The organism is Streptomyces griseocarneus, assembly GCF_014655595.1.
Lineage (GTDB): Bacteria > Actinomycetota > Actinomycetes > Streptomycetales > Streptomycetaceae > Streptomyces > Streptomyces griseocarneus.
Window position 1 is genome coordinate 291676 of the sequence record NZ_BNBL01000009.1, and the last position, 23919, is coordinate 315594.

The window sequence follows — 23919 nt, forward strand, 5'->3', positions numbered from 1 at the left end:
GGCGGGCGGCCGGGGGCGTACGGCCCGTCAGGCCGCCGGCACCCGCACCGCCGCCAGCACCGGCAGGTGGTCCGTCGCCGCCCGCAGGTCCGCTTCCGTGACGCCGGCCAGGCCCATCGGCACCCCGCAGCCGAGCACCTCGACGCCCTTCGTCGCGAAGACGGCGTCGATGCGCTGGAGGGGGTCGCCCAGGCGCGTGGTGTGCTCGCGCCCCCACGGCCGGACGGCCCAGCCGTCCTGCAGTTCTCCCGCCAGCAGGCCGAACGTCCGGCCGCCGGGCCGGTCGTTGAGGTCGCCGGCGACCACGGCGTGCGGCACGTCCAGCGCCGCCAGCCGGTCCAGCAGCAGCTTCCCCTGTGCGTGGCGCTCGTCGGCGTCGATGCTCAAGTGACAGCTGACGACGCCGAGCCGGGCCCGCCCGAACCTCAGCACGGCGGTGGCCAGGCCCCGTTGGTGCAGCCCGGGCGTGCGGGGCAGCAGGACGTCCTCGGCATGCTCGACGCGGGCGCGCAGCGAGGTGAGGATCATCGGCCCCGAGGCGGTGCCGCCGCCGGTGGCGTACACCAGCTCCGAGGCCCGGGCCAGGCGCGCCGCGGCCTTGCGCCAGCGGAAGAAGCGCGGCGCCTCCTGGACGCAGACGACGTCGGGGGCGCAGGCCCGGACGACCCGGGCCAGCGCCGCCACGTCGTCGCGCATCGAGCGGATGTTGTAGCTCAGCACCCGGACGACGGCCGTGCCGTCCGGCTCGTAGCCGGATGCCGGAAGGTCCTGCAGCACTCCTGCCCCTTTCCGCCGTGACGGCGAGATCCGGGACGGCGGCCTCCGGCGGTGCCGGACCCCCGGCCCGGGGGCCGGGAGCGTACGGGCGGCTCGGCACCGCCGGATTCCACCGTCGTGGTTGCTGTCCGCCGTGCCGGCCGGACGAGGGGCGCCCCCGGCTGCGGGGTTACCCCTGGCGTGCCAGGTCCGCGGCGCCCACCAGGCCCGCCTTGCCGCCCAGCTGGGCCGCCAGCACCTGGGCGTGCGGGCGCCACTGGCCGCCGACGAGCCAGCGGCGGAAGGACTTGCGGATGGGGTCGAGGACCAGGTCGCCCTCGTCCGAGACGCCGCCGCCGACGATGAACGCCGAGGGGTCGAAGAGCGAGGCCAGGTCGGCCAGGCCCGCGCCGGCCCAGCGGGCGAGCTCGCGGAAGGAGTCGATGGCGACCGGGTCGCCCTGGCGGGCGGCGTCGCTGATGTGCTTGCCCTCGATGCCCTCGGGGGTGCCGTCGCCCATGCCCAGCAGGATCTCGGCGTTCTCCGGGGTGGCCTGGGCGCGCTGCCGGGCGTAGCGCACGAGGGCGCGGCCGGAGGCGTACTGCTCCCAGCAGCCCTGGCTGCCGCAGCCGCAGAGCAGGCCGTCGGGGACGACCCGGATGTGGCCGAACTCGGCGGCCACGCCGAAGCGGCCGCGGCGCAGCTTGTTGCCGATGATGATGCCGCCGCCGAGGCCGGTGCCGAGGGTGATGCAGATGACGTCGTCGTGGCCCTTGCCGGCGCCGAAGCGGTACTCGCCCCAGGCGGCGGCGTTGGCGTCGTTCTCGACGACCACGGGGAGGCCGACGCGCTGCTCGACCTTGTCCTTGAGCGCCTCGTGCCGCCAGTTGATGTTCGGGGCGAACAGGACGGTGGCCCGCTTGTCGTCCACGTACCCGGCGGCGCCGATGCCGACGGCCTCGACCTCGAAGCCCTCGCTGACCGTGCGCACCGCGTCCGCGATGGCGTCGATGACACCCTCCGGGGTGTCGGGGGTCGGCACCTTGCACGTCGCGAGGATCGAGCCCTCTTCGTCGACCACGCCGGCCGCGATCTTCGTGCCGCCGATGTCGACGCCGATGGTGAGTCCCATGTGTCCCTCAGTTTTTCGCTCGAACCCCGCCGCGCCCCACCGTACCGGAGCGGGAGATCAGTCGAGGTCGATGCGTTCGCTTCCGCCGCCCGCACCCTCGCCCTTGCCCGGCTCGCGCGCGGGCTCGTCGCGCGTCCAGCGCGCCTCCTGGCGGTGGACGGCGGCGCGGTAGGCGGCCAGCAGTTCGGTGCCGGCGGAGGCGAGGTGGTCGAAGACCTCGGGGTTGCGCTCGATGACCGGCTCCACGGCGGCCTTGGCCTGCGCGATGATCTGCTGCACCGCGCCCTGGGCCGCCTGGGCGGCCGGCGGCAGCTGGAAGGCGGCGACCTTCTCGGTGACGGCGTCGACGAGCTTGCGCAGCTCCTCGGCGGCGCTGCCCGGCTCGTACCCCTGCCCGGACGCCTGGCGGCGGCGGGCGTTCTCGGCGGCGAGGTCCTCGGCGCAGGCCCGCTCCCACGCGTCGGAGTCGGGCGCCGGGCCGGGGCCGGGACGCTCGGTGGATTCGCTCATGACGCACTCCTGCGGGCTGGATTTTCCTTCGACGTTACCCGACCGCCGCAGCGGTGTTCAGGGAGTCCGTGGCCACAGGCCGGGGTCGGGTATGAAGCGGACGCACAGCGCCCCGTCGCGCAGCCCGGCGCCGGCGACGCCGCAGCGGCGCAGGGCGGAGGGCAGGGGCAGGACGCGGCGGAAGGGGCCGACCCCGACGACCAGTTCGTCGCCCCGGCGGACCAGGCCGAGGCCGTCGCGGTCCGCGCCGGGCAGCGGAAGGCGCCAGATCAGCATGCCGTCGTCGGCCAGCCGGTCCTCGACGGTCCAGGGGTCGCCGGCCGGGCCGCTCGCCTCGGTGGGGGCGGCGCCCGCGGCCAGCGCCGCCAGGTCGCCGGTGCCGCGCGGGGCACGGCCCAGGTGCGGCAGGTCGCGCACGGTGACGCCGTCGGCGAGGAACTCGTCGCACAGCTGTCGGTGGGCGGTGCGCTGCTCGTCGGCGAGGGCGGCCAGCCACGGGTCGGCGGAGTCCGTGGGCAGCAGGCGGTTGGCCACCAGCGAATCGATGCGGCAGCCCTGCAGGGCGAGCCCGGCGCGGGCGGTGCGCAGCACGTCGTTGCCGAAGGGACCGGGCTCGGCGACGAGGCGCACGGTGGTGCCGTCCGCCTCTATGACGCGCCGCACCGCGGCCAGCTCGTGCTGCCAGCGCTCGACGGTCTCGTAGACCTTCTGGGTGGGCATCGGCACCCCGGCCAGCTGGGCGAGCATGGGCCGCAGCGCGCGGGCGGCCTGGCGCTCGGGGGGCAGCAGGCGGCGCAGGTAGCGGTCGAGCTGTTCGGGGAGGGCGAGCAGCCGGACCGTCTCGTGGGCGGGCGGCATGTCGACGACGAGCAGGTCCCAGGAGGAGGCGTCGGCGTGGGCCGCGCGCAGGGCGGCGAGGACGGCCAGCTGCTCGGCGCCGGGGAGTTCGGTGAGCTCCTCGGGGTCGAGGGGGGCGGCTCCCAGGAGGTCGAAGAGCGAGGTGCCGCGGTCCTGCAGGTCGCGGGCCAGGGCGCGGAAGTGCTCGCCGGTGCCCACGCGGGCGGCCCACAGCCCGGGCGCCGCCTGGACGGGCGGCGCCCACGGCGTTCCCGCGTCGCCGCCCTCCGCCGGCAGGGCGGTGCCGAGCACCGCGTCGGGCGCGGGGCCGCGGTCGCAGGTGAGCAGCAGCACGCGGCGCCCGGCGCGGGCGGCGGCCAGCGCCGTGGCCGCCGCCACGGTGGTGCGGCCCGCGCCGCCGGGACCGGTGACGAGGACCGTACGCAAGGTGGAGCCTCCGGGCACTGGTGTCAGGAACTGCGGTGGTGCGCTCGCGTCAGGACGCGAGGCCGCCCTCGACGCGCTTCTTGAGCCCGTCCAGGGCGCGGTCGATGATGACCTTCTCTGCCTTGCGCTTGATCATTCCGAGCATCGGGATCTTCACGTCGACGGTGAGCTGGTAGGTCACCTCGGTGTGCTTGCCGCCCGCCACCGGGGCCAGGCTGTACGAGCCGTCGAGCTGCCGCAGCATCTGCGACTTGTTCAGGGACCACTCGACGACGTTCTCGCCGGGCCAGCTGTAGTTCAGCGTGTGGTCGTCCTTGATGGCGCCGGCGTCGAGGACCAGGCGCACCTTGGCGGCGCGCCCCTGCTCGTCCTTCTCGAGCACCTCGGCCTGCTTGACCTCCCCCGTCCACTCCGGGTAGCGGTCGAAGTCGGCGATCACCGCCATCACCTGGGCCGGCGTCGCCTCGATCGTGATGCTCGAGCTGGTGTGTTCCGCCATCTGCGTGGCTCCTCCGTACCGGTCCGCGGCCTCGATTTGTCTGCCGGTGAAGGCTACCTCGCGCTGCGCGTCACCACTCCAGCACCCAGGGTGTTCCGTTCGAGGCGAAGTGGCCGACGTTGACGCACTCGGTCGCGCCGATGCGCATCCGGCGGGCGAGCGGCTGGTGGACGTGGCCGAAGAGCGCGTACTTGGGGCGGGTCGCGCGGATGGTCTCCAGCAGGGCCGAGCTGCCGCGTTCGAAGCGGCGGGCGACGGTGTCGTAGCAGAGCTCGGGCACGTCGGGCGGGATGTGCGAGCACAGCACGTCGACCTCGCCGAGGGCGGCGAGCTTGGCTGCGTAGGTCTCGTCGTCGACCTCGTAGGGGGTGCGCATGGGCGAGCGCAGGCCGCCGCCGACGAAGCCGAAGACGAGGCCGCCGATCTCCACCCGCTCGCCGTCGAGGACGGTGGTGCCCGGCCGGGCGTACTCGGGCCACAGGGTCGGGATGTCGACGTTGCCGAAGGTGGCGTAGGTGGGGGTGGGGAAGGCGGCGAAGAGCTCCGCGTACTGCTTGCGGACCGCGGCCTCGACGGCGGCCTTGCGGTCGATGCCGTCCCACAGCGCGCGGGAGAGGGCGCGGGCCTCGTCGAAGCGGCGGGCGGTGCGCAGCTCGACGATGCGGTCGGCGGCCTCGACGCCGAAGAGCTCGGGGAAGATGCCGCGCGAGTGGTCGGCGTAGTCGAGGAACAGCACGAGGTCGCCCAGGCACACCAGGGCGTCGGCACCGTCTCCCGCCCGTGCCAGACCCTCGGCGTTGCCGTGTACGTCGCTGACCACGTGGACTCGCATACGGATCACCCTAGGCGCTGCGCACGGGCCGCCGGAAGGGCCGCGACCTGCGGTTACTTCCGGGTCACCTTGCCGAGGGGCTAGGGTGCCGGGAGCGGCCCCGTGGCATGTGACGCATGGAACATCTGGGCGCACCCCTCTATTCGAATTCCGTACTGATGGGTAACGTCCGGGCAGTCCTACCCCCTGCCTGATCATGGACCGCAGCCGACGCAGCGCCCCTCGACGACGCGGCGGCGCCGGCGCCCGACGAGGAGCAGCAGTCTTGCGCGAGTTCAGCCTTCCGGCCCTCTACGAGGTCCCGGCCGACGGAAACCTGACGGATCTCATCCGCCGGAACGCCGCTCTGCACCCCGATGTCGTGGTCATAGGGCGCAAGGTCGACGGGCAGTGGCAGGACGTCACAGCGACCGCCTTCCTGGCGGAGGTCCGCGCCGTCGCCAAGGGCCTGATGGCCTCCGGCATCAAGCCGGGCGACCGGATCGGCCTGCTGTCGCGCACCCGCTACGAGTGGGCACTGCTGGACTTCGCCATCTGGAGCGCGGGCGGCGTCACCGTCCCGATCTACGAGACCAGCTCGCCCGAGCAGATCCAGTGGATCCTCGGCGACTCCGGCGCCGTGGCCTGCCTGACCGAGACCCCGGCGCACGAGGCGTCGGTGGAGTCCGTGCGCGACCGGCTCCCCGAGCTGGCCAACATCTGGCAGATCGAGCGCGGCGCGATCGAGCGGCTGCGGGCCGCCGGCGAGTCGCTGACCGACGAGTCGGTGGACGAGCGCAGCGCGCTGGCCACCGCGGACTCCCCCGCGACGATCGTCTACACCTCGGGCACCACGGGCCGCCCCAAGGGCTGCGTGCTGAGCCACCGCAACTTCTTCGCGGAGTGCGGCAACGCCGTCGAGCGGCTCAAGCCGCTGTTCAACACCGGCGAGCACTCCGTCCTGCTGTTCCTGCCCGCCGCGCACGTCTTCGGCCGGCTGGTCGAGGTCGCCGCGATGCTGGCGCCGATCCGCCTGGGCATGGTCAGCGACATCCGCAACCTCACCGACGACCTGCAGAGCTTCCGGCCCTCGCTGATCCTGGGCGTGCCGCGCGTCTTCGAGAAGGTCTACAACGGCGCCCGCGCCAAGGCGCAGGCCGACGGCAAGGGCAAGATCTTCGACCGGGCGGCGGACGCCGCCATCGCCTACAGCCGCGCGCTGGACACCCCCGCCGGCCCCTCCTTCGGGCTGAAGGTCAAGCACAAGGTCTTCGACAAGCTGGTCTACAGCAAGCTGCGCGCGGTGCTGGGCGGCAAGGCCACCCACGCGATCTCCGGCGGCGCCCCGCTCGGCGAGCGGCTCGGCCACTTCTACCGGGGCATCGGCTTCACCGTCCTCGAGGGCTACGGCCTCACCGAGTCCTGCGCGGCGACCGCCTTCAACCCCTGGGACAAGCCGAAGATCGGCACGGTGGGCCAGCCCCTGCCGGGCTCGGTGGTGCGGATCGCCGACGACGGCGAGGTGCTGCTGCACGGCGAGCACCTGTTCTCGGGCTACTGGAACAACGAGGCGGCGACGGCCGAGGCGATGTCGGACGGCTGGTTCCACACCGGTGACGTGGGCACGCTGGACGAGGAGGGCTACCTCAGCATCACCGGCCGCAAGAAGGAGATCATCGTCACGGCCGGCGGCAAGAACGTCGCCCCCGCCGTGATCGAGGACCGCATCCGGGCCCACGCGCTGATCGCCGAGTGCATGGTGGTCGGCGACGGCCGGCCGTTCGTGGGCGCGCTGGTGACCCTGGACGAGGACTTCCTGCCGCGCTGGCTGGAGCAGCACGGCAAGCCGGCCGGGCTGACCGCCGCCGAACTGGCCGACGACCCGGACCTGCTGGCGGATGTGCAGAAGGCCGTGGACGACGGCAACGCGGCGGTCTCCAAGGCCGAGTCGGTGCGCAAGTTCCGCGTCCTGCCGACGCAGTTCACCGAGGCCTCCGGCCATGTGACGCCGTCGCTCAAGCTCAAGCGGAACGTCGTCGCGAAGGACTTCGCGGGCGAGATCGAGGCGATCTACCACGGCTGACGCCGGCTCATGAGGGCAACGACGTAAGGGGCTCGCGCCATGGCGCGAGCCCCTTACGTCTTACCTCTGTCGCCCGTTCATGCCTGCCGCCCGTTACAGCAGTTCTTTGAGCCGCTCCGCCAGCAGGTCCCACCGCCAGCGCTCCTCGACCCACTCCCGGCCCCGCTCGCCCATCCGGCGGCGCAGCTCCGCGTCCCCGAGCAGCGTGACGATCCGGTCGGCGGCGTCCTCGGGGGAGCCGCCGCGCACCACGTAGCCCGTCTCGCCGTCCAGGACGGCGTCCGGCGCGCCGCCGGAGTCGCCGGCCACCACGGGCAGCCCGGTCGCCGAGGCCTCGAGGTAGACGATGCCGAGCCCCTCGACGTCCAGCCCGCCCCGGCGGGTGCGGCAGGGCATGGCGAAGACGTCGCCGGCGCCGTAGTGGGCGGGCAGTTCCTCCCACGGCACGGCCCCGGTGAAGCGGACGGCGTGCGCCACGCCGGTGTCGGCGGCGAGCCGGCGCAGGTCCTTGTCGTACGGGCCGCCGCCCACGATGAGCAGCACCGCCTCCGGCTCGGCCGCGAGCACGCGCGGCATGGCCTCGATGAGCGTGTCCTGGCCCTTGCGCGGGACGAGCCGGGAGACGCAGACGACGACGGGACGGTCGGTGAGGCCGAGCCGGGCGCGGACCTCGTCGCCGCCGGAGCCGGGGTGGAAGGTCTTCTCGTCCACGCCGGGCGGCAGTTGCGTCATCCGGGCGGCCGCCTCGTCGGTCAGGGCGGAGGCGATCCGCGAGCGCGTGTACTCGCCCAGATAGGTGATCGTGTCGGTGCCCTCGCCGATCCGCCTCAGCAGCTGCCGGGAGCCGGGCAGCTGGGCCCAGCCGGCCTCGTGGCCGTGGGTGGTGGCGACCAGCCTGCGGGCGCCCGCCCGGCGCAGCGCGGGCGCCATCAGCCCCAGGGGCGCGGCCGCCCCGAACCACACCGAGGTGCAGCCGTGCTCGCGCAGCAGCGTGGCCGCGCGCCGGGTCACCCGGGGGGTGGGCAGCAGCATGGTCGTACGGTCGCGCACCACCGGGAAGGGCTGTTCGGCGTCGAACCGGGCCGTGGCCTCCACGCCTTCGCGGCTGTGCTTCCAGGTGGAGGCGTAGACGACGATGCTCGCCGGGTCCAGGCGCAGCGCCATGTTGTGCAGGAAGGCCTGGATGCCGCCGGGGCGCGGCGGGAAGTCATTGGTGACGATGAGGGTCTTGTGCATCGCCGCCGACAGTACCGGGTGCGATCGGGCGGCAACCGCGCCGCTTCCCGCCACGTCCGTCGCGCGCGGGGGCACTCGACCGGCATCATTCCTTCCAGTGACCGAACGTGTACGGCGCGTGGTGGCGGCGCCGACCCGAAGGGACGAGGTGGACGATGGTGGCGGGCACAGGTCTGCGGCTCTCGATCGTGGTGTGGGCCGTCACCCGGGCCGTTCTGATGATGTGCGTGTTCCGGGTGTGGGACATGCCGGGCTCGGACGTCTCCGTCGACATCGAGGTGATCTACCAGGGCTGGTACGGCGTCCTGCGCACCGGCATCTTCCCGTACGACGACGTGACCTGGCAGTACCCCCCGGCCGCCGCGCTGGCCGTGCTCGCCCCGGGGCTGCTGCCGTTCCTCGACTACGCCCCGGCGTTCTTCGCCCTGTGCCTGCTGGCCGACGCCGCGATCATGGGCATGCTGCTCTACGCGGTGCGCGACCGGCGGCGCGGACCGCTGGGGGTGTGGGTCTGGGTGGTGGGGGTGCCGCTGCTGGGCCCGATCGTCTACGCCCGCTACGACGTGATGGTCACGGCGGTGGCCGTTGCGGCGCTGCTGGCCGCCGCCCGGCGCACCCGGCTGTCGGGCGCGCTGGTCGGCTTCGGCGCGCTGCTGAAGGTCTGGCCCCTGCTGCTGCTCATCGGCACCCCGCGCGGCCCGCGCACCCGCTCCACGTGGGGCGCGGCGCTGGTGACGGCGGGGGTCATGGCGATGTTCTTCGCGGCGGCGATGCCGGGGGCGCTGGCCTTCCTCACCTTCCAGCGCGACCGGGGCACGGAGGTGGAGTCGCTCGGCTCGCTGGTCTTCCACCTGGCCCGGCACGTCGGCTGGCACGGCAAGGCGCGGCTGAACTACGGCTCGGTGGAGTTCCTGGGCCGGCACGTCCACGCGGTCAGCGCGCTGGCGCTGGGACTGAGCGTGCTGGCCTTCGCCTGGCTGCTGCTGTGGCGGATGCGGGCCCGCCGCTTCACCGCGACGACCCCCTACGACGCCGCGTTCGCGGCGGTGCTGCTGTTCACCACGACCAGCCGGGTGATCAGCCCGCAGTACATGATCTGGCTGATCGGCCTGGCGGCGGTGTGCGTGACGATGCGGACGCCGCGCCAGTGGCTGCCGGTGCTGCTCGTGCTGATCGCGGCACCGCTGACGCAGCTGGAGTTCCCGATCTGGTTCGCGCACGTCATCGCCAGCGACAAGCTGGGGGTCGCGACGCTGACGCTGCGCAACGGGCTGCTGGTGGCGGCGACGGTGATCTCGTGCAGGCGGCTGTGGCAGGAGACGGTGACCGAGCCCCGTACGGCGGAGGAGGAGCCGGAGCCGCCGGCGGAGCGGCAGTCGGCGCTGGTGCCGGGGTAGCGCGGCCGCGTGCAGGAGATCACCGTCGCCGCCCCGGTCGTCAGAAGGCCTTCGCCACGTACTCCCGCCACCGCGCCGTGAACGCTTCCGGATCCGTCCCCAGAACCTCCCGCAGCGCCCCCTCCACCGCGCCGGCCCTCTGCTTGCGCTCCCCCACCGCCCGGTAGAAGGCGACGAGCCGGTCCTCCCCCCAGCCCTCGGCGATCATCCGGCAGGCCAGCCACCCCTCCTCGTACGCCCGCGCCAGCCGGCCCGCCTCCCCGGCGAAGCCGAAGTCCGCGTCCTCGGGGAGGCGCTGCGGCACGCGGCCCGCCGCGACGGCGTTCGCCAGCTCGGGGGCGGCCTGGCGGGGGGTGCGCCCGGTGCTCCGGTAGGCCGCCCAGTCGGCGAAGCCCTCGGAGAGCCACAGCGGGGTGGCGGGTGAGGTCGCGGCGCGGGTGGCGACGTGGGCGGTCTCGTGCGTGAGCACGATCCGGCGGCCGAAGTCGCCGAGCACGCCGTACGCCTCGGGGTTGACGATGACGCGGTCGGCGGGGGCGCCTCCCGTCCCGCCGCCCTCGCCGGTGGTCACGGCGGCGATGCCCCGGTACTGGGAGGCGGGCGAGCCCAGCAGCGCCGCCATCCGGTCCAGCGACGCCGGCATCTCGACCACCACGCGCCGGGCCCAGCCGCCGTGCCAGGCCGACTCGACGGCGGGCACGGCCCGGTCGGCGAGGGCGGCCAGCGCCCGCATCCGCTCCTGGTCCTGGCCGACCGCCAGCACCAGGCTGCTGCGGCCCCGCACCGCCGTGACCGTGCCCTGCTCCCACAGCTGCCCGCCGCCCTGGCGGGCCTCCTGCCCGGCCACGAACCAGCGGCCGTCGCGCCGCACGAGGGTCAGCCGCACGGGGGCGGTGACCGGCGCCGTGTCGTACCCGGCGAGCCGGTAGCGCAGCTCCGCCTCGGCCGCCACCCGCGGGCCCGTGCCCTCGGTGCGGACCAGCCGGTACTCCCAGGAGGCCAGCGGCACGGCGCCGAGGTTGGCGAACACCTGCCGCCGCTCGTCGCGGTAGCCGGGGGCGGCCGGGTCGACGGCCGCCAGGAAGGCCCGCTCGTCGCGGTCGCGCACGGCCCGCGCCCACCGGTCCAGCAGCCGCTGGACGGACCGGTCGCCGGTGTCCGGGCGGTCCGGGGAGGCGGTGGTGCCGCAGCCGGTGAGGGTCTGCAGGGCGAGCAGCACCGCCAGGCAGCACGCCGCCGCCCGTCCGCTCCACCGCCTGCCCGTCACGCCCGCATCGTACGAGGGGGACGGGCCGGGCCCCGGGTCAGGGCACGCTCAGGGCCGGGTGACGGAGGAGATCGGCATCATGTCGGCGGGGTCGTAGCGCACCCGCGCGCCGGGGTAGGGGGCGTGCACCACCTGTCCGTTGCCCACGTACATGCCCACGTGACTGGCGTCGTCGCGGTAGATCACCAGGTCGCCGGGGCGCGCCTCGGCGAGCGAGACCCGGCGTCCGGCGTGGCGCTGGGCCTGCGAGGTGCGCGGCAGGCCCACCCCGGCCCGCCCGTACGCCCACTGCATCAGCCCCGAGCAGTCGAAGGCGCCCGGCCCCGTCGCTCCCCAGGCGTAGGGCGAGCCGACCGCCTGGCGCACGGCCATGGCGGCGGCGAAGCCGCGGCCGGAGACGGCGGGCACGTCCGGCAGGGCGGGAGCGCGGTACGGGCCGCCGGAGCGCTCTCCCGAGCGCGAGGAGCGCGCGTACTCCTCCCGGTCGGATTCCGGCAGGGTGTTCAGCAGCCTGCGCGCGGCGGCGAGCTTCCCCTCGACCTCCCGCTTGTGCCGCTCGACGGCCTTGCGGCTGTCCTCCAGCTCGGCGAGGGTGCGGGCCGCCTCGGCCCGCTCCTGGCGCAGGGTGCGCTGCGCGGCCATCAGGGCCCGCAGCTGTTCGGCCTGCCGGCCGGTGATGCGGTCGAGGGTGGCGGCCTTGTCGAGGTAGCCGTCGGGATCGGAGGACAGCAGCAGTTCCAGGGCGGGGTCGACGGCGCCGTTGCGGTACTGGGCGGTGGCGATCATGCCGAGGTCGCCGCGCATCCGGTTGACCTTCTCCTGGCCGCGGGCGACCCGGCCGGCGGCCCGCTCCACCCGCTCGCGCAGGGTGTGGGCGCGTTCGCCGGCGGCGTTGTACTTCTCGGTGGCCCGCTCGGCCTGTTCGTAGAGCCGGTCGAGCTGTGCCTTCACCGTCCCGGAGGCCTTGCCCTCGTCGGTGGCGTCACCGGGCCGGGCGGTGGCCGGGGCCGCCGAGAGGGCTGCCGCGGCGGTGGCCACGGCGGCCGACAGGACCGAGACCCGGACGCTCTGGGTGAGACCGGACTGCACGAGACGGCGATGGGACGCCACGGGGGGCCGCACTCCCTTCCTCTGTGTGCGGACCCTGCCGCCCGGTGGGGCGGACGACGGGCGGGCACCGCGCGCCAGACAGTAGCGGCGCGGTCACCTTCCGTTCAAAGACGCGCCCAAGGGCAAAAGGGACACCCGGTCCAAGGCGCAGGTCACCGGCGGGGCGCGCGCCGGGCCGCCGGAGCCGGGATTCGCCCGGACGGGTGGTGTGGCGGGCCCGCGGGGCGGGGACCGGGGCTCAGGTGCGGGCGAGTCGCTTGAGGAGCAGGGCCGACGCCACCGGGCGCGCCCCCACCTTGGCGACGCCGTCCGCGACCTCGCGGTCGGTGGAGACCACCACGACCGGGCGGCCGGGCGGCTCGGCCCGCACCAGCTGGCGGATCAGTTCGTCGGCCGTCACGCCGGGCTTGCTGAAGAGCACCCGCACCCCGCGCGGCGGCGCCAGCAGCACCGGCGCCGCGAGCTCGGCGCCGTCGAAGACGCAGGTGACCTCGGCGCCGGTCTGCGCGGCCAGCATCGCGAGGCCGCCCAGCAGCCGCAGCCGCTGCTTGTCCAGCGGCATCGTCGGATAGCCGGTCTTGGTGACGTTGTAGCCGTCGACGACCAGGTGCGCCTGGGGCAGCGCCAGCAGCTGGTCGAGCAGCGCAGGGTCGGTCTCCGACAGGGCACGGGTGGCGATGTCCTTCGGCGTCATCGTCCCCGGCTGCACCGCGTCCACGGTGTCCGCCGGGTGCGTCGTGGCGGGCGGCAGCGCCAGCTCGCGCCGCAGCCCCTGGGCCGCGTCCAGCACCGTGTCCAGCAGCAGCCGCAGCCGCATGTCCTCCACGCTGCGTCCCTCGCGCACGGCCCGGCGGCCCGCCTCCAGCGCGGCCTCGGCCTCCGCGAGCCGTGCCTTGACGCGCCGCAGCTCGCCCGAGGCCGCGGCCTTCTCGGCGGCGGCCTCCGAACGCGCGGACTCCAGCTCCGCCTGCGCCCTGCGCAGCGCGGCCTCGCCGCGGCGCACGTCGCTGACCGCGCTGCGCAGCTTGCGCTGAAGCGATTCGGCCTCCTTGCGGGCGGCCTCCAGCTCGGCGCGGACGCGCTCGGTCTCCGCGCGGGCCTCGTCCCGGGCGGCGGCCAGCTCGCCGCGCAGCCGCCGCAGTTCGCGCTGGGCCTCCTCGCCCGCCCGTTCGGCGGTGGCCCGCTGGGCCTCCTCGCCGGCCGCCGTGACGAGCTTGACCCAGCCGGCCGGGCGCAGCACGAAGGCCATGGCCGCCACGTCCTCGGGGTCGGCGGCCGCGGGCGGCGAACCGGCGTCGAGCGCCTGGACCAGCTCGGAGCCGCCCTCGCGCAGCCGCGCGGAGATCCGCTGCCGGAAGGCGGTGTCGTTCTCGACGGCGGCCGCCATGGCGTTCCCGGCGAACTTGGCGCGGCGGGTGGGGGTGAAGCGGGCATACTGCCGCAGCTGGGCGGGGAGTTCGGAGACGGTCAGGCCGCCGAACGCCTCGGCGACCAGGCTGACGACCCGTCGCCGGATCCCCTCGGGCAGCGGCCGCTCGAGCACCTCGCTGACGCCGTCGTCGGCCCCGCCGGCGTCACCGGCCGCCTCCACGCCGTCTGTGTGCTCCGCCACCGCTCCATCGCTCCCGTTCTTCAGATACTCAACGCCCGGTCCACCCTACGGCCTGCCGGTCGCCGGACGCGGTGCCCAGGGCCCCGGGGGACGGACCGGCGAGGCACTTGGTACCGGTTGCGCCCGGTACGCCATGATCTGGCCATGATCAGAAAGGCTGGACACTCCCGCCGGACCGGCACCCCCTGGGTGAGCTGGACGATCCTGGGCATCTGCGGCGCGGTCTTCCTCGCCGGCCCGGCGTCCGGCCTCAATCCCCTCTACGGCACCGGCACCGGGCTGCTGTCCGCCCAGAGCGCCCACTTCGAGCGCTGGGGAGTGGTCCCGCAGGAGCTGTGGCACAGCTCCCCGCTGGCCCTGACCACTCCCCTGACGGCTCTGTTCGTGCACGGCAACTGGCTGCATCTGCTGGGCAACATGCTCTTCCTCTTCGTCTTCGGCGCCATGACCGAGGCCCGCATGGGCCGTGCCGACTTCGCGCTGTGCTACCTCGTGACCGGCTATCTGGCCCTGCTCGGCTACGCGGCCGTGCACGCCGACTCCGGCCGCACCCTCGTGGGAGCGTCCGGCGCCATCTCCGGAGTGCTCGGCGCCTTCCTCCATCTCTTCCCCAGGGCCCGGGTCACCAGCCTCTTCCCGTTCCTCTTCTTCCTGCCGCTGCGCTTTCCGGCCTGGGCCGTACTGTTGTTCTGGTTCGTGCTGCAGTGGCTGGCGACGGGCACCGACGCGGGACGGCCCGGGGTCGCCTATCTGGCCCATGTCCTGGGCTTCTGCCTCGGCTTCGGCTACGCCTGGGTCACCCGGACGCGTGCGGCTACTGTGTCTTCCCGGGGGACACCCCCCGGACCCCCGGCCGGAACAGGAGACAAACCGACGTGATCACTTCGATCGTGCTCATCAAGACCGATGTGGACCGCATCCCCGAGATCGCCGAGAAGATCGCCGCGCTGGAGGGCGTCAGCGAGGTCTACTCCGTCACGGGCGCGCACGACCTGATCGCGATGGTGCGGGTGGCCCGGCACGACGACCTCGCGGACGTCATCCCGGGCCGGATCAGCAAGGTGCCGGGCGTGGCCTCGACGGAGACGCACATCGCCTTCCGCACCTACTCCCAGCACGACCTCGAGGCCGCCTTCGCGATCGGCCTCGACAGCTGACTCAGGCCGCCGACGGGTCCGGCACGCACCGGCCGTTCTCGGTGCGGTAGCGCCACCGCGCGCCCTTCTCGACCAGCTCCTGCACGGCCCCGGTGAAGCGCTCGATGTGCTCGTCGGGGGTGCCCGCGCCGAAGCTGACCCGGATCGCGTTGAGCGACTGCCCCTCGTCGGGCGCCCCGCACTCGCCGGGGGCGTCCGGCTCCCCGCCGAGCAAGGTCCGTACCAGCGGATGCGCGCAGAACAGCCCGTCGCGGACCCCGATGCCGTACTCGGCGGAGAGCGCGGCGGCGAAGTGCGAGCTGTTCCAGCCCTCGACGACGAACGAGATGACGCCCACGCGGGGCGCGTCGTCGCCGAACAGCGAGAGCACCCTGACCCCCGGCACCCGTGCCAGCCCGTCGCGGACGGCGGCCACCAGCCGCCGCTCGCGCTCCACCAGCCGGTCGAAGCCGGCCTCGGTGAGCGCCGTGCAGGCGGCGGCGAGGGCGTACGCCCCGATCACATTGGGCGAGCCCGCCTCGTGCCGGGCGGCGGTGCGGTGCCACTCGACGTCCACGCCGCCGTCGGCCCGCCGGGAGACGGCGCGGCTGGCACCGCCGCCCGCCAGGTAGGGGCCCGCCTCCTGGAGCCAGTCGGCCCGCCCGGCCAGCACCCCGGCGCCGAACGGGGCGTAGAGCTTGTGCCCCGAGAACGCGGCCCAGTCGACGTCCAGTTCGGCGATGTCCACCGGGTGGTGCGGCGCCAGCTGCGCGGCGTCCAGCACGATCCGGGCCCCGTGCGCGTGCGCGGCCGCCGCCAACTCCCTCACGGGCCACAGCTCGCCGGTCACGTTCGAGGCGCCGGTCACACAGACCAGGGCCGGCCCGTAGGGCTGCCGGGCGGCCAGCGCGCGCTCCAGGGTGTCCACCGCCTGACCGGGGGTGCGGGGTGCGTCGAGGTAGGTGACCTCGACGTCGGGGCGGCGCTCCCACGGCAGGAGGGCGGCATGGTGCTCGGTCTCGAAGACGAACACCCGTGTGCGGGGCGGGAGTACGGCGGCGAGCAGGTTGAGCGAGTCGGTCGTGGAGCGGGTGAAGAGCACCTGGTCGTCGGGGCGGCAGCCGAGGAAGCCGGCGACGTCCGCGCGGCTCTTCTCGAAGAGGTCGGTGGACAGCTGCGAGAGGTAGCCCGCCCCGCGGTGCACGCTGCCGTAGTACGGGGCGTAGGCGGCCACGTCGTCCCAGACCCGCTGCAGGGCGGGGGCGCTGGCGGCGTAGTCGAGCGCGGCATAGGTCACCTCGCCGCCGGTGACCAGGGGGACCAGGACGTCCCGGCCCAGAACGGGCAGCGGCTCCACGGTGGAAACGTCGGTGACAGGGCATGCGGACATGGCGAATTCTCCCGGCGGGAAGCGAAAAGGGGTGGGATTACCGGAGAAGGGGCCGCTGCGGCCCTATCGCATTCGCTGCATCACGGAAGGATCTCCCTCGACGACCAGGATCCCTGGCGAGGGATCCGCGCTTGCCGCAGACCTCACTGCCTGCGGCCCGGTCATCACCCGGGGCACCCCGCCACGGAAGGAGGGTTGCCGGACAGCAGGCCGGGGCCGAAGCGCTGTCACTCGTGACCTGCGCAGCATCATGCCACACGATCTTGCAAGCGCAAGGGCGCGGTCCGCATCGCGGACCGCGCCCCGTCGTCGCCTCAGGCGTTGCTGGCCGAAACCCATCGCTCGAGCGCCCGCCGCGCCGCTCCGGAGTCGACCGACTCGGCCGCGCGCTCCATCCCCGCCCGGATCTGCTCCGCCAGCGGCGCGTCCGTGGGCGCCAGCGCGGCCAGCGCGGCGGCGGAGTTGAGCAGCACGGCGTCGCGCACCGGGCCCGTCTCCCCCGCGAGCAGGCGCCGGGCCACGTCGGCGTTGTACGAGGCGTCGGCGCCCCGCAGGGCCTCGACCGGCACCAGGCCGATGCCCACGTCCCGGGGGTCGAAGGACTCCTCGCGCACCGAGCCGTCGCGCACGACCCACACCTTCGAGGTGGCCGTCGTCGTCAGCTCGTCCAGCCCGTCGTCGCCGCGGAAGACCAGCGCCGAGGAGCCCCGCTCGGCGAGCACCCCGGCCAGGATCGGCGCCATCCGCGCGTCCGCGACGCCCGTCGCCTGGGCCTTCACCCGCGCCGGGTTGGTCAGCGGGCCCAGCACGTTGAACGTCGTGCGGATGCCCAGCTCCCGCCGCGCGGGCGCCACATGGCGCAGCGCCGGGTGGAACTTCACGGCGAAGCAGAAGGTGATCCCCGCCTCCTGGGCCACCTCCACCACCCGCTTCGGGGTGAGGTCGAGGTTGACGCCCAGCTTCTCCAGCACGTCCGAGGCGCCGCTGGCGGAGGAGGCGGCGCGGTTGCCGTGCTTGACGACCTTCGCGCCGGTGCCGGCGACCACGATCGAGGACATGGTGGAGATGTTGACGGTCCTGGCGTTGTCGCCGCCGGTGCCCACGATGTCCACGCTCGGGCCGGGCACCTCGATGAGGTTGGCGTGCGCGTACATCGTCCGCACCAGGCCGGAGATCTCGGCCACCGTCTCGCCCTTGGCGCGCAGGGCCACCGCGAACCCGGCGATCTGCGCGTCCGTGGCCTCGCCGCGCATGATGCGGTCCATGGCCCAGGCGGTCTCGTCCGCGCTGAGGTCCACCCGGCTGAGCAGGGCCTCCAGTACGCCCGGCCAGGAAGGGGCCACCGAGCGCTCGCCGCCTGCCGGGGTCGCAACGTTCATGGTCCACACTCCTGGTGGTCGGTCGTGACGGAACCGTCGTAGGGTCCGCTGATTCGCGGTCAAGCCTATCCAGGTCCGGGGACGGCGAAGAGCCCCGTCCGGACGTCGGACGGGGCTCTTGCCGTGGCGATCAGTGATCAGCGGGCGGGATCAGTGGTGGCCGTGGCCGCTGGTGATCTCGTGGTACTCCTCCGCGGTGGCCTTGGGGATGTGGGTCCCCTCGCCGTAGAAGCCCTTGGAGAGCTTCACGCGGAGCTTCTGGCCGGCGCCGACCTTGCGGGCCACGCCGTTCTCGTCGACCTCGGGCTCGAGCTCGAGCGGCTTGGGCTGCTCGTGCGCGGTGAGGGTGTGCAGCTGGTCCTGCGAGAGGGGCTCGTGCACCTCGACGAACTCGCCGTGCGGCAGGCGCTTGATGATGCCCGACTCGCGGCCGTGCAGCACCTTGTCCTTGTCGCGGCGCTGGAGGCCCAGGCAGATCCGGCGCGTGGCGATGAAGGCGAGGACCGGGCCGACGAAGAAGCCGATCCGGACGAACCAGGTGATGGCGTTGATCGACAGGTGGAAGTGGGTGGCCCACAGGTCGTTTCCACCACCGACCATCATCACCATGTACGCGGTCAGCCAGGCGACGCCGAACGCGGTGCGCGTCGGGGCGTTGCGCGGGCGGTCCAGCAGGTGGTGCTCACGCTTGTCGCCGGTGACCCAGGACTCGATGAACGGGTAGACCGCGATGGCCGCGAGGACCAGCGGGAAGATCATCATCGGAATGAACACGCCCAGGACGAACGTGTGGCCCGCGACGTTGATCTCCCAGCCCGGCATCACTCGGATGAGGCCTTCGGCGAAGCCCATGTACCAGTCGGGCTGCGCACCGGTGGACACCTGGTCCGGACGGTACGGGCCGATGGCCCAGATCGGGTTGATCGTCGCGATGGCCGCGATGGCCGCGATCACACCGAAGACCAGGAAGAAGAAGCCTCCGGCCTTGGCCATGTAGACCGGCAGCAGCGGCATGCCGACCACGTTCTTGTTCGTCCGGCCGGGGCCGGGGAACTGCGTGTGCTTGTGGTAGAAGACCAGGATCAGGTGCGCCACCAGCAGGCCGAGCATGATGCCCGGCAGCAGCAGGACGTGGATGGAGAAGAACCGCGGCACGAAGTCCGAGCCGGGGAACTCGCCGCCGAAGAGGAACATCGAGATGTACGTGCCCACGATGGGGAACGACAGGATCGCGCCCTCCATGAAGCGGACACCGGTGCCCGAGAGCAGGTCGTCCGGCAGCGAGTAACCGGTGAAGCCGGTGAACATGCCGAGGACGAACAGCAGGAAGCCGAACAGCCAGTTGATCTCACGCGGCTTGCGGAACGCGCCCGTGAAGAAGACGCGCATCATGTGCACGAACATGCCGGCGAGGAAGATCAGCGCCGCCCAGTGGTGGATCTGCCGGATGAGCAGACCGCCGCGGACGTCGAAGCTGATGTCCAGGGTCGACTTGAACGCCTCGGACATGTGCATGCCCTGCATGGGCACGTACGAGCCGTGGTAGACGACCTCGTTCATGCTGGGGTGGAAGAACAGCGTCAGATACACACCCGTGAGGATGATGATCACGAAGCTGTAGAGGCAGATCTCGCCCAGCATGAAGGACCAGTGGTCCGGGAAGATCTTCCGCATGTTGGCCTTGGCCAGGCTGTAGATGCCCAGCCGGCCGTCGGCCCAGTCGGCGACCCGCTCGCCGGCGGGCGCCTTGCGGCGGTTGTCTGTAGTACTCATCCGCGCTCCCAGAAGGCAGGACCGACGGGCTCGGCGAAGTCGCCCATGGCCTCGAGGTAGCCCTTGTCATTGACCTTGATCCGCAGCTGCGGAAGGGCGTGACCGGCCGGGCCGAAGATCACTCGACCGCCGTCGGAGAGGTCGAAGGTCGACTGGTGGCACGGGCACAGCACGTGGTGGGTCTGCTGCTCGTAGAGGCTGATCGGGCAGCCGACGTGCGTGCAGATCTTGGAGAACGCGACGATGCCGTCCGCCGACCAGTCGAGCTCGCGCTTGTCCTTGATGTTCTCCGGCTGGAGCCGGACGATCATCAGGGCGGCCTTGGCGATCTCCTGCTGGAAGTCGTGGTCCTCCTCCTTCATGCCCTCGGGCATGGCGAAGGTGAGGGAGCCGACCGCGATGTCCTCGGGACGCAGCGGCTGCATCGTGTTCTGGTTGATGAGCATCTTGCCCTCGGACCAGGCGGTCTTGCGGAGCTTGGTGCCCGGCAGCGGACCGAGGTCGCGGAGCAGGACCACGCCGGAGAGCGGCACCAGGGCCAGCGCGCCGAACATGGTGTTGCGCAGCAGCTTGCGGCGGCCGAACGTCGACTCCTCCGCGCCCTGCTTGAAGTCGGCCATGACCTTGGCCTTGACCTCGGGCTCGGCCTCGATCGGGTGACGGTCGTCCGCGTGCTCCACGTCGGACATCAGGGTGCGGGCCCAGTGGACCGCGCCCGCGCCGATGCAGAACAGCGCCACGCCGAGGGTGAGCCCCAGCGAGAAGTTCAGGGCGCTGATGTGACCGATCGGGAAGACGTAGATGCTCTTGTCGACCGGCAGGGTCACATAGGCGGCGATGAAGCCGACCGTGGCCAGCATGGACAGCATGAACAGGAAAGCGACCACGCGCTCGGAGCGCTTGGCGGCCCGCTCGTCGATGTCCTGGATGCGGGGCTCGTGCGGCGGGATCCCCGGGTCGGCGAACGGGTCGCCGGAGGTCGCTGCTACACCCTGGTGCGCGTCGCCCTGCTTGCTCGGCAGGGTCTCTTCTGGAATGTCTTGGCTACTCATGACTTCTTGGCCTTGGCGGTGTGGGCGGCGACCCAGATGGCGACGGCGATCAGCGCGCCCAGGCCGAAGACCCATGCGAACAGACCCTCACTGACCGGGCCGAGCCCGCCCAGTTCGAGGCCGCCCGGGCTCTTCGTCTTGTCGCTGTTGACCGTGTCGAGGTACGCGACGATGTCCTTCTTGTTCTGCTCCGACATGGTGGTGTCGGGGAACGAGGGCATGTTCTGCGGGCCGGTCTGCATGGCCTCGTAGATGTGCTTCGGGTTGACGCCCTCGAGAGACGGGGCGTACTTGCCGTTCGAGAGCGCGCCGCCCTTGCCGACGAAGTTGTGGCACTGGGCGCAGTTCGTACGGAAGAGCTCCCCGCCCTTGGCGATGTCGGCGCCGTCGGGGCTGTACTGGTTCTTGGTCGGGACCGAGGGGCCGGCACCGAGGGAGGCGATGTACGCGGCGAGCTGGTCGATCTCGGCCTGCGTGTAGATGGCCTTCTTGCGAGGGGCCTGGGCGCCCTGCTGCTGCAGCGGCATGCGGCCGGTGGCGACCTGGAAGTCGACGGCCGCGGCGCCCACGCCGACCAGGCTCGGCCCGTCGGAGGTGCCCTGACCGCCGGTACCGTGGCAGCTTGCGCAGCCCACGGAGTACAGCTTCTTGCCCTCCTCGATGGCGAGGGACTGGGCGGTGTCATCGGCCTTGGCCGACTCCGCCGGCGCGAACGCGGCGTACAGCCCCCCAGTAACCGCCAGCGCGAAGAGTAGGACGACGACCGCCGCCAGCGGATGGCGTCGTCGTGCGGAGAGCTTTTTCACGGATTACCCCGGTGTCAGGATCTTCTGCGTCGATCTGGACTGATTGGTCCGGTGCGGGACGGGACCGATTACTTGATCAAGTAGATCGTGGCGAAGAGGCCGATCCACACCACGTCGACGAAGTGCCAGTAGTAGGACACGACGATGGCCGCCGTGGCCTGGTGGTGGGTGAACCTCTTGGCCGCGTACGTCCTGCCCAGGACCAGCAGGAAGGCGATGAGACCGCCCGTCACGTGCAGGCCGTGGAAGCCGGTCGTCAGGTAGAACACCGAGCCGTACGGGTCGGAGGAGAGGGAGAGGCCCTCCTCCTTGACCAGATCGGTGTATTCGAAGACCTGGCCGCCGATGAAGATGGCACCCATCACGAACGTGACCACGAACCACATGCGCAGCTTCTTCACGTCGCCACGCTCGGCCGCGAACACGCCGAGCTGGCAGGTGAGGGAGGAGAGCACCAGGATCGTGGTGTTGGTGGCCGAGAACGGAAGGTTCAGCGCGGACGCCATTTCCTTCCAGTGCTCGGCACCGGTCACCGATCGCAGGGTGAAGTACATCGCGAAGAGGGCCGCGAAGAACATCAGCTCGGAACTCAGCCAGATGATGGTTCCGACGCTGGTGAGGTTCGGTCGATTGACCGACGGGTGTGCGTGCCCGGTATCTGTTGCTGTTGCTGTCGCCACGACCGACATTATGTCGGTCGCTTATCTCGCGCTCACTCCGGGGGGTGCCGTTCGGTGTGTCAAGACCGTATGCCCAGCTCGTACGGCCCATTGGGACGGTCCCCCAAAGGGAGGAAGGAGCGCTTCCGGGGCCTTGCGGGCCCTGCGGAACCCTCCTCCCGGAGGGGGTCGGCGGAGTAGCATCCGCGCACAACGGCCCCACCTGCCCACGAGCATGGAGGAACGATGCAGCCGACCGCCACGGTGCTGGTCTACAGCGACGACGCGAACACGCGGGAGCAGGTGCGGCTGGCCGCCGGGCGGCGCCCGGCCCCCGACGTGCCGGCCGTGGAGTACGTGGAGTGCGCGACGCTGCCCGCCGTGCTGCGGACCCTTGAGGAGCGCCGGATCGACGTGTGCGTCCTGGACGGCGAGACGGCCCCCGCGGGGGGCATGGGCGTGTGCCGGCAGCTGAAGGACGAGGTGTTCCGCTGCCCGCCCGTGCTGCTGCTCATCGGCCGTCCGCAGGACGCCTGGCTGGCCACCTGGAGCCGCGCGGACGCGGCCGTCACCCACCCGCTGGACCCGGTGGCGTTCGCCGACGCCCTGGCCGGGCTGCTGCGCCAGAAGCTCGGCGTGGACGCCTGACGCCGGACGGGCAGCCCTAGAGGCTGGGCCGCAGCCGGGCGACGTCGGCGGGGCCGGTGCCCTCCCGCTTGCCGCCCACCAGGGCGCTGCCCTCGCGCCACTGCTTCCAGGGCATGTTCCAGTCGCCGAAGCCGTTGTCGAAGGGCGTCATGGTGGCGCCGGCGCTGCCGACGACCTTGACGATGTCGCCGACCCGGACGTTGTCGAAGAACCACTTGGCGTTGGCGGTGCTCATGCCCGTGCAGCCGTGGCTGACGTTGTCCATGCCCTGCGATCCCTCGGACCAGGGGGCGGCGTGCACGTATTCGCCGCTCCATGTCACCCGCGTGGCCCAGTAGACGGGCAGGTCGTAGGAGTCCTCGCTGCCCTCGGCGATGCCGATGCTGGTGCCGCGCATCCGTACGAAGGATTCCCGGCCCAGGATCACCTTGACCCCGTTGCGGGTGGCGTAGCCGGGCTTGCCGGTGGTCACGGGGATGGTGCGCAGGACCTCGCCGTTCCTGGTGAAGGTCATGTAGTGCCCGGCGGCGTCGGTGACCGCCTCCACGCGGTCGCCGGTGGTCAGCCGCACGGGCTTGGAGGGGCCGCCGTAGAGGCCGCCGCCGACCTTGATGCCGTCGAGGTTGGCGCGCACGTCGATGGTGGCGTGCGCGGGCCAGTAGTCGGGCGGCCGGTAGTGCAGGGTGCGGTTGTCGATCCAGTGCCAGGCGCCCTGGACGGCGGGCGTGGACTCGACCCTGAGGGTGCGTTCGACGACGGCGCGCGCGGCCGGGTCCTGGACGGGCTCGCTGAGTTCGGCGGTGATGGGCTGCCCGACGCCGTAGGTGCCGTTCTGCGGGCCGAAGGCGACCCTGAGCAGCCGGTCGGCCGGGTTGGTGTCGAAGCCGATCGTCCGGCGCCCCTGGGCGCCGTCCTCGTCCTCCGTGCTGACCCGCACGGTGTAGTGGGCCCCGGCGGCGAGCGCGCCGGTGCTGTGCCAGCGCGAGCCGTCGGGGGCCAGCTCGCCCTTGACGTACCGTCCGGCGGCGTCGGTGGCGGTCACGTCGGTGATCCGGTCACCGCCCGAGGCCTCGACCTCCAGCGGTTTGCTCGGGTCCGCCTTGTGGCCCTCGTGCGAGCCGGTGACCCTGACCTGCCCGGTCGCGTCGTAGGGCGGGTCGGCCAGAGGGTTGGACGAGCCCCCGCACGCGGAGGCCCCCAGTGCCAGCGAGACCAGCAGCAGGGCGCCGGCGGGCGCCGTGCGGCGTCGAGGTGTGTGACCCATGGTCACACAATAGGAAGAACCCGGGCATACGGCCTCCGGGGCGGCGCGAACGGGTGGAAACGCGTCGGGCCCCGCACACCGTGAGGTGTGCGGGGCCCGAACGGCACCGGACGGA

Annotated in this window: 22 protein-coding genes and 1 riboswitch; of the genes, 5 read left to right on the forward strand and 17 right to left on the reverse strand. The window is 72.8% G+C overall.

Annotated features, from left to right (window positions below):
- Window positions 1–27: 27 nt before the first annotated feature.
- From IE295_RS23345 to IE295_RS23370, 6 genes are all read right to left on the reverse strand, one after another.
- Window positions 28–777 (reverse strand): endonuclease/exonuclease/phosphatase family protein, encoded by a 750-nt coding sequence (locus IE295_RS23345; RefSeq protein WP_190065678.1) that lies wholly within the window; start codon window positions 775–777, stop codon window positions 28–30.
- A gap of 169 nt (window positions 778–946) precedes the next feature.
- On the reverse strand, window positions 947–1888 hold the full coding sequence (locus IE295_RS23350; RefSeq protein ID WP_086571615.1) for an ROK family glucokinase: 942 nt from the start codon (window positions 1886–1888) through the stop codon (window positions 947–949).
- A 57-nt stretch (window positions 1889–1945) separates the two neighbouring features.
- The gene (locus IE295_RS23355) at window positions 1946–2398 is read right to left on the reverse strand and encodes a DUF5304 family protein (protein WP_190065679.1); all 453 of its coding nucleotides are present in this window, start codon (window positions 2396–2398) and stop codon (window positions 1946–1948) included.
- 57 nt (window positions 2399–2455) lie between these two features.
- The gene (locus IE295_RS23360; RefSeq protein ID WP_190065680.1) at window positions 2456–3682 is read right to left on the reverse strand and encodes an ArsA family ATPase; all 1227 of its coding nucleotides are present in this window, start codon (window positions 3680–3682) and stop codon (window positions 2456–2458) included.
- A 49-nt stretch (window positions 3683–3731) separates the two neighbouring features.
- The gene (locus IE295_RS23365) at window positions 3732–4181 is read right to left on the reverse strand and encodes an SRPBCC family protein (RefSeq protein ID WP_190065681.1); all 450 of its coding nucleotides are present in this window, start codon (window positions 4179–4181) and stop codon (window positions 3732–3734) included.
- Window positions 4182–4251: 70 nt separating this feature from the next.
- A complete protein-coding gene (locus IE295_RS23370; RefSeq protein ID WP_190065682.1) occupies window positions 4252–5013 on the reverse strand; it encodes a metallophosphoesterase family protein in 762 nt (253 codons plus the stop codon).
- Window positions 5014–5278: 265 nt separating this feature from the next.
- On the opposite strand from IE295_RS23370, the gene IE295_RS23375 reads away from it, so the two are divergent.
- Window positions 5279–7075, forward strand: coding sequence for an AMP-dependent synthetase/ligase (locus IE295_RS23375; RefSeq protein WP_190065683.1), 1797 nt, complete (start codon window positions 5279–5281; stop codon window positions 7073–7075).
- Between the two features lie 93 nt (window positions 7076–7168).
- Here IE295_RS23375 and IE295_RS23380 read toward each other — a convergent pair whose 3' ends face one another.
- On the reverse strand, window positions 7169–8311 hold the full coding sequence (locus tag IE295_RS23380; protein WP_190065684.1) for a glycosyltransferase family 4 protein: 1143 nt from the start codon (window positions 8309–8311) through the stop codon (window positions 7169–7171).
- Window positions 8312–8466: 155 nt separating this feature from the next.
- Here IE295_RS23380 and IE295_RS23385 point away from each other — a divergent pair, with 155 nt between their 5' ends.
- Window positions 8467–9708: a glycosyltransferase 87 family protein gene (locus tag IE295_RS23385; RefSeq protein WP_190065685.1), complete on the forward strand. Its 1242-nt coding sequence runs from the start codon at window positions 8467–8469 to the stop codon at window positions 9706–9708.
- A gap of 40 nt (window positions 9709–9748) precedes the next feature.
- Here IE295_RS23385 and IE295_RS23390 read toward each other — a convergent pair whose 3' ends face one another.
- The 3 genes from IE295_RS23390 to IE295_RS23400 all read right to left on the reverse strand — a co-directional run bounded on the left by IE295_RS23390 (window position 9749) and on the right by IE295_RS23400 (window position 13676).
- Window positions 9749–10975, reverse strand: coding sequence for a hypothetical protein (locus IE295_RS23390; RefSeq protein ID WP_190065686.1), 1227 nt, complete (start codon window positions 10973–10975; stop codon window positions 9749–9751).
- Window positions 10976–11023: 48 nt separating this feature from the next.
- Complete coding sequence (locus IE295_RS23395; protein WP_190065687.1) at window positions 11024–12085, reverse strand: C40 family peptidase; 1062 nt, start codon at window positions 12083–12085, stop codon at window positions 11024–11026.
- 238 nt (window positions 12086–12323) lie between these two features.
- A complete protein-coding gene (locus tag IE295_RS23400; RefSeq protein WP_224322908.1) occupies window positions 12324–13676 on the reverse strand; it encodes an NYN domain-containing protein in 1353 nt (450 codons plus the stop codon).
- Between the two features lie 165 nt (window positions 13677–13841).
- Here IE295_RS23400 and IE295_RS23405 point away from each other — a divergent pair, with 165 nt between their 5' ends.
- Window positions 13842–14576: a rhomboid family intramembrane serine protease gene (locus IE295_RS23405; protein ID WP_190065689.1), complete on the forward strand. Its 735-nt coding sequence runs from the start codon at window positions 13842–13844 to the stop codon at window positions 14574–14576.
- Entirely contained in the window at window positions 14573–14854 is a 282-nt protein-coding gene (locus IE295_RS23410; protein WP_086573996.1) for an Lrp/AsnC family transcriptional regulator, read from the forward strand. Before IE295_RS23405 ends, IE295_RS23410 begins: the two co-directional genes overlap by 4 nt.
- 1 nt (window position 14855) lies before the next feature.
- Here the strand turns inward: IE295_RS23410 and IE295_RS23415 are convergent, their stop codons facing one another.
- The 6 genes from IE295_RS23415 to ctaE form a co-directional block, all read right to left on the reverse strand.
- Window positions 14856–16223 carry an aminotransferase class V-fold PLP-dependent enzyme gene (locus IE295_RS23415; protein ID WP_190065690.1) on the reverse strand — a complete coding sequence of 456 codons (1368 nt, stop codon included), beginning with the start codon at window positions 16221–16223 and terminating at the stop codon, window positions 14856–14858.
- 122 nt (window positions 16224–16345) lie between these two features.
- Window positions 16346–16462: riboswitch (SAM riboswitch) on the reverse strand.
- A 75-nt stretch (window positions 16463–16537) separates the two neighbouring features.
- Window positions 16538–17602, reverse strand: coding sequence for an anthranilate phosphoribosyltransferase (gene trpD, locus IE295_RS23420; RefSeq protein WP_190065691.1), 1065 nt, complete (start codon window positions 17600–17602; stop codon window positions 16538–16540).
- Window positions 17603–17752: 150 nt separating this feature from the next.
- On the reverse strand, window positions 17753–19375 hold the full coding sequence (qcrB, locus tag IE295_RS23425) for a cytochrome bc1 complex cytochrome b subunit (protein ID WP_190065692.1): 1623 nt from the start codon (window positions 19373–19375) through the stop codon (window positions 17753–17755).
- A complete protein-coding gene (gene qcrA, locus IE295_RS23430) occupies window positions 19372–20427 on the reverse strand; it encodes a cytochrome bc1 complex Rieske iron-sulfur subunit (protein ID WP_190065693.1) in 1056 nt (351 codons plus the stop codon). Before qcrA ends, qcrB begins: the two co-directional genes overlap by 4 nt.
- Window positions 20424–21233 carry a cytochrome bc1 complex diheme cytochrome c subunit gene (qcrC, locus tag IE295_RS23435; protein WP_190065694.1) on the reverse strand — a complete coding sequence of 270 codons (810 nt, stop codon included), beginning with the start codon at window positions 21231–21233 and terminating at the stop codon, window positions 20424–20426. Before qcrC ends, qcrA begins: the two co-directional genes overlap by 4 nt.
- 68 nt (window positions 21234–21301) lie before the next feature.
- A complete protein-coding gene (gene ctaE, locus IE295_RS23440; RefSeq protein WP_071963529.1) occupies window positions 21302–21922 on the reverse strand; it encodes an aa3-type cytochrome oxidase subunit III in 621 nt (206 codons plus the stop codon).
- 216 nt (window positions 21923–22138) lie between these two features.
- On the opposite strand from ctaE, the gene IE295_RS23445 reads away from it, so the two are divergent.
- On the forward strand, window positions 22139–22540 hold the full coding sequence (locus IE295_RS23445; protein WP_190065695.1) for a hypothetical protein: 402 nt from the start codon (window positions 22139–22141) through the stop codon (window positions 22538–22540).
- A 16-nt stretch (window positions 22541–22556) separates the two neighbouring features.
- Here the strand turns inward: IE295_RS23445 and IE295_RS23450 are convergent, their stop codons facing one another.
- A complete protein-coding gene (locus IE295_RS23450) occupies window positions 22557–23804 on the reverse strand; it encodes a L,D-transpeptidase (protein ID WP_190065696.1) in 1248 nt (415 codons plus the stop codon).
- Between the last annotated feature and the right edge of the window lie 115 nt (window positions 23805–23919).

Excerpts from the sequence above, each read along its gene's own strand:
- IE295_RS23405 (WP_190065689.1), top strand. The coding sequence starts at position 13,842 with ATGATCAGAAAGGCTGGACACTCCCGCCGGACCGGCACCCCCTGGGTG.
- qcrA (WP_190065693.1), bottom strand. The coding sequence starts at position 20,427 with ATGAGTAGCCAAGACATTCCAGAAGAGACCCTGCCGAGCAAGCAGGGC.
- IE295_RS23380 (WP_190065684.1), bottom strand. The coding sequence starts at position 8,311 with ATGCACAAGACCCTCATCGTCACCAATGACTTCCCGCCGCGCCCCGGC.
- IE295_RS23445 (WP_190065695.1), top strand. The coding sequence starts at position 22,139 with ATGCAGCCGACCGCCACGGTGCTGGTCTACAGCGACGACGCGAACACG.
- IE295_RS23415 (WP_190065690.1), bottom strand. The coding sequence starts at position 16,223 with ATGTCCGCATGCCCTGTCACCGACGTTTCCACCGTGGAGCCGCTGCCC.
- IE295_RS23355 (WP_190065679.1), bottom strand. The coding sequence starts at position 2,398 with ATGAGCGAATCCACCGAGCGTCCCGGCCCCGGCCCGGCGCCCGACTCC.
- IE295_RS23385 (WP_190065685.1), top strand. The coding sequence starts at position 8,467 with ATGGTGGCGGGCACAGGTCTGCGGCTCTCGATCGTGGTGTGGGCCGTC.
- IE295_RS23350 (WP_086571615.1), bottom strand. The coding sequence starts at position 1,888 with ATGGGACTCACCATCGGCGTCGACATCGGCGGCACGAAGATCGCGGCC.
- IE295_RS23365 (WP_190065681.1), bottom strand. The coding sequence starts at position 4,181 with ATGGCGGAACACACCAGCTCGAGCATCACGATCGAGGCGACGCCGGCC.
- IE295_RS23450 (WP_190065696.1), bottom strand. The coding sequence starts at position 23,804 with ATGGGTCACACACCTCGACGCCGCACGGCGCCCGCCGGCGCCCTGCTG.
- IE295_RS23370 (WP_190065682.1), bottom strand. The coding sequence starts at position 5,013 with ATGCGAGTCCACGTGGTCAGCGACGTACACGGCAACGCCGAGGGTCTG.
- qcrB (WP_190065692.1), bottom strand. The coding sequence starts at position 19,375 with ATGAGTACTACAGACAACCGCCGCAAGGCGCCCGCCGGCGAGCGGGTC.
- trpD (WP_190065691.1), bottom strand. The coding sequence starts at position 17,602 with ATGAACGTTGCGACCCCGGCAGGCGGCGAGCGCTCGGTGGCCCCTTCC.
- ctaE (WP_071963529.1), bottom strand. The coding sequence starts at position 21,922 with ATGTCGGTCGTGGCGACAGCAACAGCAACAGATACCGGGCACGCACAC.